General features: G+C 60.5%; 22 protein-coding genes and 1 pseudogene. 2 read left to right on the top strand and 21 right to left on the bottom strand.

Annotation, left to right across the window (positions count from 1 at the left end):
• Positions 1-26 precede the first annotated feature (26 nt).
• The 19 genes from CR152_RS10285 to CR152_RS10200 all read right to left on the bottom strand — a co-directional run bounded on the left by CR152_RS10285 (position 27) and on the right by CR152_RS10200 (position 12,487).
• Positions 27-398, bottom strand: a complete 372-nt coding sequence (locus CR152_RS10285) for a hypothetical protein (protein ID WP_099874833.1) — start codon at positions 396-398, stop codon at positions 27-29.
• 35 nt (positions 399-433) lie between these two features.
• On the bottom strand, positions 434-907 hold the full coding sequence (locus tag CR152_RS10280; RefSeq protein ID WP_157778422.1) for a hypothetical protein: 474 nt from the start codon (positions 905-907) through the stop codon (positions 434-436).
• 52 nt (positions 908-959) lie between these two features.
• Positions 960-1,418 (bottom strand): hypothetical protein, encoded by a 459-nt coding sequence (locus CR152_RS10275; RefSeq protein ID WP_099874831.1) that lies wholly within the window; start codon positions 1,416-1,418, stop codon positions 960-962.
• Between the two features lie 62 nt (positions 1,419-1,480).
• The gene (gene gp17 / locus CR152_RS10270; protein ID WP_099874830.1) at positions 1,481-1,885 is read right to left on the bottom strand and encodes a tail completion protein gp17; all 405 of its coding nucleotides are present in this window, start codon (positions 1,883-1,885) and stop codon (positions 1,481-1,483) included.
• A complete protein-coding gene (locus CR152_RS10265) occupies positions 1,882-2,364 on the bottom strand; it encodes an HK97-gp10 family putative phage morphogenesis protein (protein WP_099874829.1) in 483 nt (160 codons plus the stop codon). Before CR152_RS10265 ends, gp17 begins: the two co-directional genes overlap by 4 nt.
• Positions 2,357-2,704 carry a head-tail adaptor protein gene (locus CR152_RS10260; protein ID WP_099874828.1) on the bottom strand — a complete coding sequence of 116 codons (348 nt, stop codon included), beginning with the start codon at positions 2,702-2,704 and terminating at the stop codon, positions 2,357-2,359. Before CR152_RS10260 ends, CR152_RS10265 begins: the two co-directional genes overlap by 8 nt.
• Positions 2,704-3,249, bottom strand: coding sequence for a head-tail connector protein (locus CR152_RS10255; protein WP_157778421.1), 546 nt, complete (start codon positions 3,247-3,249; stop codon positions 2,704-2,706). The genes CR152_RS10260 and CR152_RS10255 overlap by 1 nt, the downstream gene beginning before the upstream one ends.
• Entirely contained in the window at positions 3,249-5,081 is a 1,833-nt protein-coding gene (locus CR152_RS10250) for an SGNH/GDSL hydrolase family protein (protein ID WP_099874826.1), read from the bottom strand. Before CR152_RS10250 ends, CR152_RS10255 begins: the two co-directional genes overlap by 1 nt.
• A 2-nt stretch (positions 5,082-5,083) precedes the next feature.
• A complete protein-coding gene (locus CR152_RS10245; protein WP_099874825.1) occupies positions 5,084-5,368 on the bottom strand; it encodes a hypothetical protein in 285 nt (94 codons plus the stop codon).
• A gap of 49 nt (positions 5,369-5,417) precedes the next feature.
• Positions 5,418-6,584: a phage major capsid protein gene (locus CR152_RS10240; protein ID WP_099874824.1), complete on the bottom strand. Its 1,167-nt coding sequence runs from the start codon at positions 6,582-6,584 to the stop codon at positions 5,418-5,420.
• Between the two features lie 64 nt (positions 6,585-6,648).
• Positions 6,649-7,308, bottom strand: coding sequence for an HK97 family phage prohead protease (locus CR152_RS10235; RefSeq protein ID WP_099874823.1), 660 nt, complete (start codon positions 7,306-7,308; stop codon positions 6,649-6,651).
• On the bottom strand, positions 7,292-8,548 hold the full coding sequence (locus tag CR152_RS10230; RefSeq protein ID WP_157778420.1) for a phage portal protein: 1,257 nt from the start codon (positions 8,546-8,548) through the stop codon (positions 7,292-7,294). The genes CR152_RS10235 and CR152_RS10230 overlap by 17 nt, the downstream gene beginning before the upstream one ends.
• Before the next feature lie 75 nt (positions 8,549-8,623).
• A complete protein-coding gene (locus CR152_RS10225) occupies positions 8,624-10,093 on the bottom strand; it encodes a terminase large subunit (RefSeq protein WP_229413339.1) in 1,470 nt (489 codons plus the stop codon).
• Between the two features lie 115 nt (positions 10,094-10,208).
• Complete coding sequence (locus CR152_RS34075; protein ID WP_229413338.1) at positions 10,209-10,373, bottom strand: hypothetical protein; 165 nt, start codon at positions 10,371-10,373, stop codon at positions 10,209-10,211.
• Between the two features lie 30 nt (positions 10,374-10,403).
• Positions 10,404-11,267 (bottom strand): HNH endonuclease, encoded by an 864-nt coding sequence (locus tag CR152_RS34070; RefSeq protein ID WP_229413337.1) that lies wholly within the window; start codon positions 11,265-11,267, stop codon positions 10,404-10,406.
• Between the two features lie 6 nt (positions 11,268-11,273).
• Positions 11,274-11,474 (bottom strand): hypothetical protein, encoded by a 201-nt coding sequence (locus CR152_RS33810; protein ID WP_099874821.1) that lies wholly within the window; start codon positions 11,472-11,474, stop codon positions 11,274-11,276.
• Entirely contained in the window at positions 11,471-11,797 is a 327-nt protein-coding gene (locus tag CR152_RS10205) for a hypothetical protein (RefSeq protein ID WP_099874820.1), read from the bottom strand. The genes CR152_RS33810 and CR152_RS10205 overlap by 4 nt, the downstream gene beginning before the upstream one ends.
• A complete protein-coding gene (locus tag CR152_RS33610) occupies positions 11,794-11,955 on the bottom strand; it encodes a hypothetical protein (protein ID WP_167399881.1) in 162 nt (53 codons plus the stop codon). Before CR152_RS33610 ends, CR152_RS10205 begins: the two co-directional genes overlap by 4 nt.
• Positions 11,956-11,974: 19 nt before the next feature.
• A complete protein-coding gene (locus CR152_RS10200) occupies positions 11,975-12,487 on the bottom strand; it encodes a Rha family transcriptional regulator (RefSeq protein ID WP_099874819.1) in 513 nt (170 codons plus the stop codon).
• Positions 12,488-13,122: 635 nt separating this feature from the next.
• On the opposite strand from CR152_RS10200, the gene CR152_RS34065 reads away from it, so the two are divergent.
• Together CR152_RS34065 and CR152_RS34060 are read left to right on the top strand one after the other, a co-directional pair.
• On the top strand, positions 13,123-13,887 hold the full coding sequence (locus CR152_RS34065; protein WP_229413336.1) for a PEP-CTERM sorting domain-containing protein: 765 nt from the start codon (positions 13,123-13,125) through the stop codon (positions 13,885-13,887).
• A 60-nt stretch (positions 13,888-13,947) separates the two neighbouring features.
• Positions 13,948-14,055: pseudogene (locus CR152_RS34060) on the top strand (IS6 family transposase); the annotation flags it as partial.
• A gap of 43 nt (positions 14,056-14,098) precedes the next feature.
• Here the strand turns inward: CR152_RS34060 and CR152_RS10185 are convergent.
• Positions 14,099-14,587, bottom strand: coding sequence for a hypothetical protein (locus tag CR152_RS10185; RefSeq protein WP_099874818.1), 489 nt, complete (start codon positions 14,585-14,587; stop codon positions 14,099-14,101).
• A complete protein-coding gene (locus CR152_RS10180; protein WP_099874817.1) occupies positions 14,584-14,805 on the bottom strand; it encodes a hypothetical protein in 222 nt (73 codons plus the stop codon). The genes CR152_RS10185 and CR152_RS10180 overlap by 4 nt, the downstream gene beginning before the upstream one ends.
• Positions 14,806-14,961: the final 156 nt, after the last annotated feature.

Raw genomic sequence — 14,961 nt, 5'->3', positions numbered from 1 at the left:
GCCACCAGGAGGTGGCGGGTTATGCGCTAGTCGAGCGCGGCGTCGATCAGTTTGGAAAGGTTAGGGGATCGGTACAGCTCGCCGTACGGCGGCTTGCAGGCCGAATCCTTCGCCGCGTGGGACTGCGCCAGGTAATCCTGCGACAAGCGTCGGAGCAGGCCGGCCTGCCATGGCTGCAGGTCGATCCCGGCGTTCTCCTGCCATGCCCGGATCTCGGCCTGCGAAATAACGACCGGGCCATCCATCCCCGCAATGACAGGGCCGACTTCCCAAAAATAATTGATCAGGTACTCGCCACCGTCGATTGGTGGCATGTCCGGCTGGACTTTGTCGCGCTTGTAGCGGTCCAGCCGGGAGAGCTGCGCCCCCGCAGGCTTCTTGCCAGGAGGGTCCGGCACCGCGTGAAGCCACGCCGTCTGCCGGACGTACAGGCTCAGACAGTCGGCGAGGGCTTTTTGAAATTTCCACGGTCACCGAGGAACTTTTCAGCGTCGTCGGCAATGTGGCCGATTTCGATGTCGGCGTACGTTGCCTTGAACAGCTCGAAGCCCTTTTTGCCGTCCAAGCCAGCACCGCCGTTAAACGACGCGGTCACGGCGGCCAGAAACTCGGCGCGCTCGATGTTCTTGTCGTCGGCCGACTGTTTGCTCTCCGACTTGCCTTGCATACGGCCGAACACGCGGGTGCTATTGCGCTCATCGGCGGCGTGCTTGGCCTTCTGGAATTCCTTGGTGCCGGGGCTGTGCAGGGTGATGGTCAACGGCTCGCCCTTTTCGTTGAACTGCGCTTCGCCCGAAGCGTCACGAACGGGCATATCAGCGGTAGCGGCAATAGCGAGATTTTTCAGATTGAACATGGTGATTCCTTTTTCGTGGGATTGAATGCCCGTGCCGGCCGCCGCGCCCACGAAGGCGACAGCGACCTGCCGGTGCTGGTGATGGCCGTTTGGCCGGTGGAGGTTAGATAGCAGCGACGCGGATCGTGTCTTTCTGGCGCAGCAGCGTCAGCGAGCCCTGCACGATGTCATCGACCGCGCCGTTGTTCTCGACGAACGTCGAAACCTGGGCGGTAAAGTAGCGCAGCGCTCCATCCTGCTTGATGAGCTTGAACGACAGGATGTCGTAAGTGCGGCTGGCATTGTCGACGATGATCTGGCCCTCGTCTTCTTCGTCCCAGCCCATCATGAATTCGGATTCGCCCAGCGTATAGCTGGCCTTCTTCTGAATCTGCTGCGCGGTGTCGACCGGGGCATGCGTCGAATTGTTATAGGCGCGGCCGGTGACCGAACCCATATTGGTGATCTCGCCAATTTTGGTCCAGGTCAGCGCGAGAAAGCCGGCCGCGTTGTAGGTTGCTGGTACTGCCACGGAAACCCACAGGGAACTTTCCGCGACGGTCGTAACATTTTCACCGCTCATGATATTGCCTTTCAATGCAAAAACCTGCCGGGCGGAATGCTCAGGCAGGCAGGTTAAAAAACTTAAATCGGGTCGTAGTATTTGACGCGGAAGTCGCGGGTCTGCTCGAAGATTCCGGCGTTCTCGTCGCTCATGTCCGGGCCGATGAGGTCACGCTGGATATCGGCAACCATGATGCCGGCCACCTCGCGCCGGCCGCCGCGAATCGCGCTGCCGACCAAGCGGAGGATTTCGGTCTGCTGCACGATATTTTTGGCGTGTACCGTTACCTGGGTGCGGCTCGTCGTGAGCACAGTCGTGGCGGTGTCGGCGACGCGCGCGTGCGGTACGTTCGATATCGATTGAATCGACAGCGCCGGCAAAACCACCGTCGACTTCAACGTGCCCGCGACAACGCGCGGCCCGACGACGGCGGCCAGCGGCGCGTCGGCAGCGAGCAGCGCGCGGATGATCTTCCAGTCGCTCATACGATCTCTGGCGCCGGGACGTTGATGCCTTCTGCGGTGAGCCGCTTGCGTATCTGCGCCGCGATTGCCTCGATAGCTTGCGGCGCTTTTGCATCGAGAGCCGGCCGCATGAATGGCTGCGGCCGCGCGCCCGGGTGCTCGACGGAGCGGAACGGCGTCCCGTTGATCGCCAGAGCACCGGCATTCTTGGGCTCGATCTTGTGCGGCCGCGTGCCATATTCGACCAGGTGCGCGTGCGGCGCCATTCGGCCGCCAGCCTTCACGGTGCCTGTAACGGTGCCGCGCTTTGTGCCGCTGGAGATCCGTACACTCTTCTGGAGCAGCCCCTGGTCGACGGGCACATTGGCTTTGGCCTCGTCCCGGATAACCACAGCGCCGGCGCGCAGCGCGGACCTCATAATGTTTTTCTCGAGCTTCGCTGGCAGCGCCGAGAGGAACGCCGACAGCTCGCGACCGCCGCGAATGTTTGAATCAGCCATGTTTGAACCCCTCGATCATGAATTCGTAGTGAACCCGGTCGTCCAGCATGGCCGGCCCCGAGATAATCTGCGCGATGCGGTCGCCGCGGCTGTGCAGGACCGCGCGCATTTCAGTGGTTGCGCCGCCGGCGCCCTGCATGCGTAGGCGGGACGGCAGCACATCGATACTCATGCCGTTCTTGGTCGACTCCGACCGGCTCGGCAGTGAGTCCTGCACGGAGGCCCAATAGTGGTCGTACACGACTTCCCACACATCGAGCTCGACGCCACTGTCCGGATCGGTCGCACCGGTCTTGCGCTCGATCGAAACCTTCTCGTCGCACTTGAAGGGCGCGGCCATCAGCTGTGCACCTTCTCGCCATCCAGCCCCCTGATGAGGTGGGGCGATTCAGGCGTGCCCGCCGGCGCAAAGAACTCGCGCACCTTGGCCACGATGTACCCCTTGAACGCTGGTGGCGTGGTGGTCTCGTCGGGGCCATACCCGCAAACCACGGTCAGCGTCACGGCCTGTGGGTGGTCCTTCGTTGCTGGCCAGCTGGTGCCCGGCGCGCGCGCGACAAACCCCGGCAGAATTTTGAGGTCGACCACGTAGGCGCCCGCCCCGAGCGTTTGCGTGGCGCCGTCAGCGTCGAGGTATTTCAGGCTGACCACTTCCGCCAGTGGCGACGACGGCAGTGCGATCTGTTCGGCAAAGCCTGGCAGCGTCACCTCGTACGTGCGGTTGATGATCGATTGGCCGGTGAAGTGTTCGGCTTCGGCGGTCACCGCGCGCACACGGATCTCGATTTCTGCATCCTGATCGTTCCCATTCGCGCGAGCGGCCGCGCGTGCATCGACCATGGACACCGCCATCGCGACAGGAGGAGCAACTAGACGAATTGCCATCACTGGACCCCGTACACCGGCGCCGCGCATTTCTCGAAGCGAAATTTACGGAAACCGATCTCGCCGGCGCCGCTGACGCCCGCCGTGTAAGCGCATCCGACCCGCAGCCGCATGGTGAAGGAGGTCACGCCTTGCAGTATCTCCATCGGGAAGCTGCGCAGCTTGAGCACTGGCGCCTCAGTGGTGAATGTCTGGATCGCACGCGATGTTTGCAGCAGGTATGGGAGTTGAGTGGCGCCACCGGCTGCATAAATCGTTAAGGTGCCGATACCATTTCCAGTGGTGCTAAGAATGCATGTTTCAGCGACCAGCTGCACATAGTCGCCTGCGGTCACGTTCGTGGGAAGTGGAACAATCTGGCTGATCTCGTGGTACTCGCCCGCTGCGCCTGCTCCGGATACTGCCATCGCGAACAAATCCAAGCCGCCATCAGGAGCGGGTTTAAACGAGGTCACGCAGACCTGCACCCCGCCGCCACTACGCGCGCCGGTCCACCCGTCAGGAATAGGGCCGGTAATACCGTTTGATCCAGACCCCGCGCCAGCCGATCCTCTCAGCGTCGGGTTGGTGTTGAGCGAGCCAATTTGCAGAACAGGATTCCACGTATCCAGCGTGGTGTATTCCGGGGCCTCGATCGGGTAGTCCTTGGACATTGCGTCGACGACTGCGCTGCCGCCGATCCATCCGCCGTAGGGCTGCGTGTGCAGGTTGTCGGCAGGGTTGAACACGCCGGCGCGGCCGCCGGCGCCGGAGCCGACCACCCAGGTATTCGCGTTCACCATCTTGCCGTACGCGCTGACGAACTTGACGTTCTTCTTGGTAGCGCAATATGCCTTGATCATCTGCGAAACGTACGCCAGATTTTTAACGATTGCCGGCGTTGCCGATGGGTTTGGGAAAATCTCTTGGACATAGACCCGGCGCGCCTTCGCGGAGGCAATGTCAATTATTCCCTTGAGATTGGCGACGGTAACGTTGCATGCGGCGTCGGTGGTCGGCAGGTCATTGACGCCGCCCATGATCACCGCAACCTCGGTGTCCAGCAGAAACGCTTGAGGTGCAAACTTCAGTATGTCGGCCGAGCTGGCGCCAGCAATTGCGAAGGCTTCGTAATCGTAGAACGTATCCCCGAACGCGCCGGCGACCCATGCAACATAGCCGATCAGGTTGTAGTCGCTGGTAATTGGCGATCCTGCAGTTTGGACAGCAGAGGTGGCGTTTGGCACAGGCGCGGACGCACCACGCACGGCCAGGGTGATGCCGGAATTTGCGTACGTCCCGCTTTTCAAATAGTGCCAACCGCCGACGCTCACGTCCACGTACTGCCCGATGGTGTCGCCGGCGGCCTGCCAAGCAACCCAGCCGCGGCTGTCGGTGAAAAGATTGCCCGCTACAGTTTGAGCAACACCACCATTGGCCCGGCCGTCTACCATGGCGTAAGCGATCCATGTAATGCCGCCGAAATTGGCAGCGCTGGTGATCGTGGTGATCGAAAACTGCAGCTGGTATTCGGGGCCGGTCTTGCCGGGCTGGCCGTGCTGTGTCAACGAATCGCCCACAAATACCGCGCGGCGGCGCGTGCCACCTGTCGGCACGGCTACCTGGAAGCCGGCACCGACCAAGGAGACGGCCCCGTTGGCATCGATTTGAAACGCGGCAGGCAGCACTTGTGGCGGAAGAATCGGTGGCACATAGCGAACACCGCCAGTAAGATCGGTGGTTGCATTCAGCCCGCCGGCCAGCAGCGCGGTCGCCGTCGCGTCATCCACCGTCAGGATGGTCTGGGGGCGATGGCCCTTGTACGTTGAAAGCAGGCGGATGGTTTTCGACATGATTATTTCGCCTTCGATTTGTGGGTTTTGTTCAAGGCCGCGTCATCCATCTTGTTCTCAGGTGCGGCCGCCATCTTGGCGCCGGCATCACGCGAGTCGGCCGCTTCTGCCTGCGGCGCTGGCTCGCTCGCTTCCGCTGGTGTGTGACGCTCCTTGACGATCTCGACCAAACCCGCCTTTGCCAGTTCGTGCGCCTCGACCAGCTCGATCGTGTCTGTGTCGCCAGCGGCCATGCTCAGGCGGCCGTGCGAGAACTGGTCGATCGCTTTGATTTTCGTTACTGCCATGTCGTTCTCCTGGTGGCCGGCGGCCGTGTTGCGCCGCCGGCGGGGTTGATTACGCCAGCGCGCCTTTGACGAACGCCTCGGGACGGTTGACCACCAGGGCCAAGCGCTCTTCGATCAGGATCGTGACCAAGTTCATGACGAAATCGTCTTCGTTTTCCGTGGCAACCGAGACCGATGCAAGCAGGCGGTCGAACACTTGGGCGCCCATGCGGAAGGCGCCAGCGAGGAATGTGGCGATGGACATGGCTTGGGTGGTCACAACAGGGCGGCCCCACAGCGTTGGCGCCAGCGTGCCTTGAGGGTTGCCGATGATGTACTGTCCGGTGGTGTCCTTCAGCAGCTCGATACCGGCCCAATTCGATGGGTGCAGCACCAGGCCATCCGATGGGTATTCGGCAAGGTCGGCTTGCAGCAGCGCCAAGCGCAGGATGTCGATGTGGGTGGCGCCGGCGATGGCGATCGGGGCCACGTAAGCCGACGCCTGCGTGTAAATGCCGTTCAAGTTATTGCCGACACCCGAACCCTTGAGCATCTGATTTTCTTCGGCAAGTTTCAGCCCGTAGGTCAGACGCTCGTCGATGTACGATTGCAGCGCTGGGAAGTCATCGAGAATTTCGGTCGATGCTTTCATGAAGTGAGGGATTTTGATAACCGGCGCGGTCGATTGCGTCAGGACAATGCTCGATTCCGGCTTGCGGGCGCCCTCAGCAGTAGGCGCCGCGTTGTTGGTGAAGCCGGTTTCCTTCATGTAGGTGATCATGTTGGATGCCGTGCGGCCAGGCGCAATCAGATCGCGGATCGTCAGGCGGCGCTGCGGTTGGGTGATGATGCCTGGCTGGCGATCGGCGATTACGCCAGCACCGGTATTTGCCGTGAGGACCGCCTTCGTTTCGATATCGAGGGTGATGCGGCCACCCTTGCGATGCAATTCGCCGGATTCGTGTGCTTTTTTGAAGGCATCGTTGTCGACGAACATAGCGCCGAGCGACTTGGCGCCTTGCGTTTGCTCGGTCTGGCGGCGCGCGGCCTTTTGCTCGAGTTCGGCCAGCTGCGCAGCAAAATTCCCCTGCTTGACCAGCAGCTCGTCGACGGTCTGCTTCACGCCTTCCGACATGGCGATGCCGCGCTGGGCTTCGGACAAAGCCTTTTGGCCGTGCTCCTTGAGTTGGTCGCTGATTTTGGTCAGTTCCTGCTTTACGTCGATTTCGGTAGCCATTTTTGTTCCTAGAATAAAAAAGGCCCGCGAGTTGCGGGCCTGTTGAGGGAGGGTGAAGCGGGAATTACGGAACGCTGAAAGCCTTCAAAAGGGCCAGCGTGTCGCCAAGATCGCCCTCGGCCTCGCACCGAGTAAGCAGTTTCGACAGGCCGCTGCCGGCGATGGCTTTGGCCTGCGTTCGTGAAAAGCCGCCTGCATCGCACAGGAACTTTTCGAATTCAGGAAGTGTCGGCATGCGCCCAGCCTCGATCAGGCTCTTGACGTCGGCCACGCGCGCGTCATCGTTCGCCGGGTTAGTAACCACGCTGATTTCCACCAGCTCGAGCTTCTGCAGCGTGTAGACGCCGGTGTCCTTGTTGACGCTGTGCTCCTTGACGCGGTACCCGATCGACAGGCCGGTGATCGTCTTGGTGCTCATGCCCTTGTGCGCCAGACGGGCATACGGCGCGTCGTCGAGCCACAGCGACGCCTCGCCGAGCAGCCCGTAGTCATCTTCTTTCAAGGCCTCCCACGCGCCGATCGGCTGATCCGACTGGTGCTGCCACAGCACCGGCACCGTGCGGCCGGACTTCTGCCACTTGGCCAGGCTTTCCGCGAACGCGCCGGGGGCAACGATGTCGCCGCCCTTGTCGATGACGTTGAACACCGAGCCGTATCCGGAGAAATTGCCTTTCTCGGTCACGCTTTTGAGCTCCAGCTCAATCGATTTATGCAGAATGGTCATCGTCTTTTTCCTTGATTCCAAGCCAGGACAACATGGCGGATTTCGCCGTTTGGGCGGTACTTGTGATCTTGCCCAGCATCGTGAGTGGCACCAGATTGCTCTGAATGACCAGCACGTCGCCGCCTTCCAGGGGCGGATCGTTCTCGAGCGCGCGACACTCGTTCGGCGTCTTGATGCTGTTTTGAATTGCGGTCGAATACACCTGGAACCGGGTCACGCTGTCACCGCGCAGCAGGCCCTCAACGCTGTATTCCGAGAAGAAGCGCGCGCGCTCCACTGGCGTCATCAGCGACTTCTTGATGCCCTGCTCGATCCGGACCATGTAGGCACGCAGCACGTACTGGATCAGGTTCAGGTTGATCTGCTCGCGCCCGGTGCCCCAGTTCGACACCGCGGTGCCGTGGCCGATCATCGACGGCGGCATGCCGAACCAGCGGCACAGGTCTTCGACGCTGAACGCCCGCGTCTCCAACATCTGCGCGTCGGCTGGGTGCATCGAGAGCTGCGTGAACTCGGCGCCGCCTTCGAGCAGCTGAAGCTGGCCGGTGCGGGAATCGCCAAACACGGCGCCCATCACCTTCTCTTTCATCTGCTTTCGCTGGTCGATGTTCAAAAATTCTTTGACGGAGACCACGCCCGCAGTGCGCATGTTGTTCGTGAAGGTGCTGGCCGACGCGTTCTCGGTTGCCGTGGCGCCCGACATCGACCGCCAGCCCGCCGTGATCGGCGATATCCCCATCAAGCCATCGGTGCCGAAGCCCTTGATATGCCAAATATCACCCTCTGCAAACTGCTTTTGACCACGCGCATCCGCGTACAGGTAGCTCAGCGCGCCGTCTGCGCTGCGCCGAACGGTCATCAGCGCCGGGTTTAGCGGATCCAAGGCTACAATGCGGCCGGCGGCGCCGTAGCTTTTCAGGCAGTAGGCGTTTCCCCATAGGCAAATCTGCGAGACCACCGCTTCCCAGAACTCCACCGCCGTCATGTCAGCGTTCGGCGAGTCGTGCAGCAGGTAGTACAGCGGGTGCTCGCGCGCCACCAAGCGGATTTCGCGGCCGTCCACGACCTTGCGCTCGTAGGTGATCAGCGGCAGCGTGGCGATCGTCTCGGCGATCAAACGCACGCACGACCAGACCACGGACAGTTGCAGCGCGGCGTTCACGCCGGGCGTACCGTGGCGCATGTCGCCGTGATTGATCGTGATGTCCTTATTCGCATCGCGCACGCCGCGATAGGCCACTGCTTCCCGGATCGAAAAGTAGATGCTTTTCAGAGCCAGGCCGGTGGCCGCTGCTTTACTGAATAATTTCATGCGTTATTGGTCCGAAAGGTAGTCGTCAAGGGTGCCACCCTTGTCAGGTTCAGCTGTCTGCATCACGCCGATTGCCATCAGCAAAGCGACGATGTCATCGATCTTTTCCGGCGCCTTCTTCTTGTCCGGCGCCGTGTTCATGTTCTGGTCAGTGCGCGCGATCAGGTTCGACGCGCACCAGTTCAGTACCGGGTCGTTGCCGTGCGCCAGGTTGCCCTCGACGTACGAGACTTCCAGCGCCTGCATCGCCGGGTGGTAACTCTTTCCACCCTGGATGAACTCCTGCAATGGCACCTCGGCCGCCTGCAACTTCTGCACCAGCTGCTTCGCGTTCCATGAGTCGTATCCGATCATCTGCACGTTGAACCGCGTAGTCGCCGCCAGGATGCATTCCTCGACGGCGTCGTAATCGGTCACTTCGCCGCCGGATTCGATCAGGATCCCGGCCTGCACCCATGCCTGATAGGGCACGAGGCCGCGCTCGGTGCGCCCATGCACTGCCGCCGCCGGCACGAACCGCCAGCCGTGCGTGTAGAGCACGCCCTCCACGTTCCAGACCAGCCGAAACGAGGTCAAATCGCGTGTACTTGCCAGGTCCAGGCCGCCCCAGCAGGGGTATTGCCGCAGCCATTCCAGGTCGACAGCGCCGGTACAAGCCTTCCACTTGACGAGATTCACCCACCCACCGGCGGCCGCGGAGGGGCGATTCAGCCGTTTGATCTTGAATTCCGCATGCCGGCCTGGCATTGACTTCGCCTCGACCGCCTCTTTCCGAATCTCCTTCATCAGGAGCGGGTTCACTTCCATCAGCGGATTGGCCTTGATCCACTTCGATTCGTCGAAGTCGTCATCCGCCGGCGTGCCTTCGCCTTTGTCCTCGTCGTCTACCGCGAAGTAGATGGCCAGGAAGTGGTCGGCCTCGACGACACCTTCGAGCAGCTGCTTCGCGAAGTGTCGAATCTCTGCCCACGGCCCCGGGCTCTCGTAGCCCTCGGTCGTCGTGTACAGGAACAGCGGGTTGCGGCGCGCGCCGGCCGCCGACTTGAGCACGTTCAGCAGATCATGATTCTTGTGAGCGTGAATCTCATCGATGCCGCAGTGCGACGGGTTCAGGCCGTCCTGCGTGCTGGCCTTTGCGTTGATCGGCTTGAACGTTCCGCCGACTTCGTAGCGGGCGATCGCATTGGCGAACGGCTCCAGGGTGAACGCCTCGCGTAGGTCCGCCAGTTTCTCCACGATGCGCTTGGCGACGTTGAAAACGATGCGCGCCTGAGAGCCGGTCGTCGCCGCACTGATCACCTGCGGCCCATTCTCGGTCTCGCAGCAGAAGCAGTACAGCAGGATCGCCGAGCAGAGGAATGACTTGGCGTTCTTCCTGGCCACCGCGAACAGCCCGGTCGTAAAGCGCCGCGTGCCATCCTGATTGCGGAAACCGAACAGGTTCACCACGAACAAGATGTGCGACGGGTGCATGACCACGTTCTCGGTGTCCCAAGTGCCCTCGACGTGCGGCAGTTTTCGATGAAATCGCAGGCGTCCGCGCGTGCCAGGCAGTCGAAGTGAAGCGTTTCCTTCTTTTTCGCCGTTTTCAGATCATCCAGAAAGCGCTTTGCCGCCAGCGGACCCACTTGCCGAACCGTTTTCGATCCGTATCAGCGACCGCAGCCTCGGCATATTCGATGGCGATCGCGATGTAATCACGCTGTTCGCTTGCCATTGCCGGCGAACCTGTTCCCTTTGTCTGTTTCGCCAACTGGTTTCACCTTGCCCTGTGCCACTGGCGTCATCCGAAGTCGTTTGCCAAGTTCCGCAAGGTGCCGGCCATGCTCGCAGTCGGCGCCTCGCCCGCCGCGTACAGCTGAACGATCTTGCCGTGCAGCGCGCACATCATGCCGAGGGAGGAAAGCCCGCCTTCGGTCAACAGCCGGTTCGCCGTCAGGATCGCGGCGAGGCGGTCCCACTCTTTGATCGCGTGGGCATTCGGTAGCCAGTCTGGCGCCGGCGGCACGTCCGAGAGGATCGGCAGCTCGGCGTTGCCCTCGGTCTTGCGGTCTTTTCGTTCCGTGCCGGCGACCATTTTCAGGCCGGCGGGCTTCCTGCCTGGTCCTGGCATGTGTCCTCCAAAAACCGTTTTTCTATCTTGACCGTGTGAAAAAATGGGTAGAGCGCGGTCCTGTAAGAAGCAACCTTGTGCACTTTCGACCCACCCCGGTATGTTGTTGATTGAAATGTTATTGCCTGAAAACTTCCCGGCTGGTGACATGCATGGGGGAAACATTTCACGTGCACGAATTTTCCTGCTTCCCTTGCCCGCCCCTACTGCGGAGAGACTGGCCAGCCGTCCAACCCGATGACAACCTTCGGGCCGCTTGGCCTTGCCTTGTTCCACCTCAGTCTTGATCTCGTGGCACGGTGCACAGATCGCCTGGAGGTTGCTGGGGTCATCTGTGCGTGCGTCAGACCAGCACAGCGCCGCGCACTTGGCCTTGCTCACCACATGGTCGACCGCGTACGCGATGACGCCGTAGCGGCCCGCCTTGAGGCACACCTGACACAGGCCACCGTCCCGCTGCATCACTACCTTGCGAACTCGATCCCATGCTGCGCCGTAGCCGCGTTCTTGCCGGGATAGCTTGGACCAGGCCATGTAGCGCTACTTCTTCCCGTCAGGGCGCTGTTGAACGGCCCGGCGCTCGAACAGGGGCTCGCGCAGCCATGGGCGAACGATCCAGCAATACGCCAGCCCTGCGGGCCACCCAAGCGCCCATCCGAGCGTCGGATACATTGCGGCACCGATGTAGCTCAGCGCCACGAGGATGCCGGCGGTTACCAGCCGGACAAGCGCGCTGGTCATTGGTAAGCCTTACCGCCGGCGCTGTGCCGTGCCATGTATGCGGCGTGCGCCGCCTGCGTGCGGGCGCGCATCCAGGCATCGAAGCCATCGGGGCCCGGCTCCGTCATCTTCTCGATGCGGATATGCCCACGCTTCACATCGATAGCGATCTCGTCGCCAACCAGGTATGGGCCCCCTCGTTTGTCAGGGGCGTAACAGATTGCCTCGCCTGCGTCCTCGTCCGCAAAGATGCAGCCGACTAGCTGCTCGCCGTTCAGGTACACGTCGGCGGGCAGCATGGCGGCGTTGTAGTCCGGGTGCTGCGGGTCACCTGAGATTCTCATGGCTGGTCTTCCGTTTCGTCGTTGTGGGGGATGAGGCCCCAGCCCAGCTCTCGGCGAATGTCGTCGGGGCTTGGTGGTGGATCGTCGTGCTCGGCGTGCGTGCGCCGGTCCATGTAAGCGCGCACCTTGCGCTTGTCAGGCTTGGTGGTGTCGGTCATGGCGAGCCGTCCGGACAGGTCAGTTGAGCAGCGAGGGTTGAATCGCGGTCTCGAGCAAATGGCGCTCATCACGCAAACTTGGAAGTTCGCGCTTTCGGTCCAGCATCAGGTGCGAGCCGAACGACGCGCGCACTTCGGATGCCACCTCTTTGGCGATCAATGCCTGCATCTGCTGCCACAGGTTGCGCTCGCCGCGCGACAAAGCATCGCGCATGCGGTAGAACTCTTTCACCAAGGCGATCTTGAACTCGACCACCTTCTTACTGTTGCGCATCAGCGCGATCAGCAGCGTGGATTGAGATTCATTGAGCATTGCGATCTCGCGGCGCTGTATGCCTCCTTCCGTGTCAAAGGGTTGGATTTCAAATCCGACCCTGCCCAATTGTTCCAAATCGGACACGTGCTTTCGGGCCAGTTTGATTACTGTCGCGTGTGGCTGCCCGATGCCGCGCGCAAGAACGAGCGACGAGGCACGGAGTTCGCCATCGGTGCTCACAGCTACCAGCCCAGCAAGGTTCAGGGTGCTTTGCATACATTTCCTTCGTCAGTGGTCGTCGTTGAAATGGGTGCGCAGAAGCAGTGACGAGCTGCTCTTCGGGTTGCAACCCTATCTGCGCGTAGAACGAAAAATGCCTCGACCGGTTAGGGGCGAGGCGTAGAAAGTTGGTTGATATTGAAAAGCTGGCGCGCAATGCAAAAGCCCCTGCGTCATTGCTGAGGCAGGGGCTTTTGCGCTTCTTCCGAGTGCGCGGGAGGCTCCCACCAGGGAACCTTGCCGCGTCTAGTTAATCTATGAATCAGTTGAAGGTGCGATTGTAGACGATATTTGCATGAGGTCAACCGGAACGCGCAGACCAATGCAAAAAGCCCGCCACCTTTCGGTGCGGGCTTTATTTCCGGGCGCAAGAAGTCCCGATGGCAGCTATTCTACTATGCCGGGCCGTAGTGTCAATGAATTGTGGAAATTTATTTGCAGAGATTCAAAAACGGCATCGGAGCGCATGCGTACATATTTTCTTGTACCTCAGTGCATTGCGGCAAGATCCGGCCAGCATTGTAAATTAACTCAGTGTTGTGCTTGGTTTTTGAAATAGCCATTCATATACAATATGTTTACAATAATACAAGGTAGTCGATAACCGGCTCCGCTTACCATGAAAGCACCTAATGCCCAAATTTTCTTCTAGACTAGCGTATTGCGTCCTGGCTGCCGCCGCCGCCATTGCAAGCAGCTCCGCCCATGCGCAATCGATCGACATGTCCGCCGGAATTTCCCAGTACCGGTATCAGCTGATCGATCTCGACTTGAACGACAACATTACTCCAAGTATTGTCTTTACCGAGTTCATGGATAGGAGCTTCAGTTTGCACACCCTCGAAAACGAGGTCATCGCCGCCGATTCCATCCACACCTTGGGCACAACCTCAATCAGCAGTCGTGGTGGCTTCGCAAGCACCCGGTCCGATGCAAGCAGTTGGCGTTCGCTGGCGCACGTTGATGGCGCCATGCTCTTGAACGGATCGATGTCCGCAAGTACGACCCATTCCAGTACATTCATTTTAAGTCCGAATACAGGAATCATGTTTTCCGCCGTCGCAGAGATTTCCGGAGAGGTCTCTCCTCTGGGTCCGGGCGACTCGGCGGTCATGAATGTCAGAATGCAAGGAGACATAAGCAGCAGGTACGGGTCGGACAACGCCGAAATGATGGATTTCACGGAGTCATACAGCAAATTCACCTCTGGCACGCAAACGTACAAGATGTCCGGCTATTTGCATTCCAACCAGCAAGAAGTCATGGGAAGCATACGCTTCAGCACCGACGCCGTGGCACGGGTAGTGTCGGCAGTGCCTGAGCCGGAAAGCTACGCCATGCTGTTGGCCGGCCTGGGCTTAGTGGGCTTCTGCACCCGTCGCAAGGGCGCCAGATAGCAAACCGGCACTGCGCTGGCACAGCCCCCCCGGAGGTTCTGTCGCTCAGCGAACGTCGGCGGCGCAATCATGTCGGCGATACATGCGATAACCGCCGGTCGCGGCGTGCCGATCGTGGTGCGCCAAATCAAATACCTCAACAACATCGTCGAGCAAGATCATCGCGCAGAATGGGCCGCCTCGCTACCCTAAAAGATCTGCTGCTGAAGCATCAACAGGCCACGCGGTCCTTGAGGATCTTGAACAAACTGTCGACTGCCTGATCGAACACCTTGGCAAAGTCTGCACGCCAGACGCCGCGTGTCTTGAGACCGTAATGGGTCATAACTGCCTCGCGCTCGATTACCTGCAGCTCCCAGACGGCCGTATGCACTTCGCGGACCAGGCGCTTGTTGACCTCGATCTCCATGTCCTCAAAGCTGTGAATGCGTGCATCCGGGGCGCCCAGGCATTGCCTTGGCGCGCCTTCGGCAATCGGCTCGCCTGTTCTGATCCAGTCGGCCCATCCATCAAGCATGCGCACCACGTTTTGGTAGTGCTCTTGCTCCACAGTGTTGCGCACCACTGGCGGCAGCGTGGCAACGCGTACAGGTTTGAGCGCTGGCGGCGAGCTGTCTTCGGTCACGTCGACGAAGACGATGTCCGGTACGGGCGCTGTCTTGACAGGCCAGCGCAGAGTGAGTATCGGGCGCTTGCTCATGGGCGCACCTCGGTCGCGCAGGCAGCCGCGGCTTCGGTTGCGATCCGCGCCAGCGCCGTGTCGTGGCAGGCCACCAGGATGGCGTGCCAGTCGCCGCGGCGAGCCCAGTAAGTCGCGCGGCACCAGGTCACTTCTTGCATATCGAACTCCTTCATTTTCAGTAACTCCATCAGGCGCTGCTCAATCTTTGCGGGAACCGGGCGGTCGTTTTTCGTCATGCTTTTCTCTTGGCCATAGTTGTCATTTAGAGGGGTTGGTTGGAACCCCTCCGCAGTTGATAGGTATGAGGGTTAGGTGTTCCTGGCCCCCCGAGCAAAATCAGCAAAAACTTGTATCGAAAGTGACGTATTCACGGATGGTCAGTTCCGCTACGG

Source organism: Massilia violaceinigra (genome assembly GCF_002752675.1).
In the GTDB taxonomy this organism is placed as follows: Bacteria; Pseudomonadota; Gammaproteobacteria; order Burkholderiales; family Burkholderiaceae_D; genus Telluria_A; species Telluria_A violaceinigra.
This window is presented reverse-complemented; position numbering and strand designations above follow the sequence as displayed.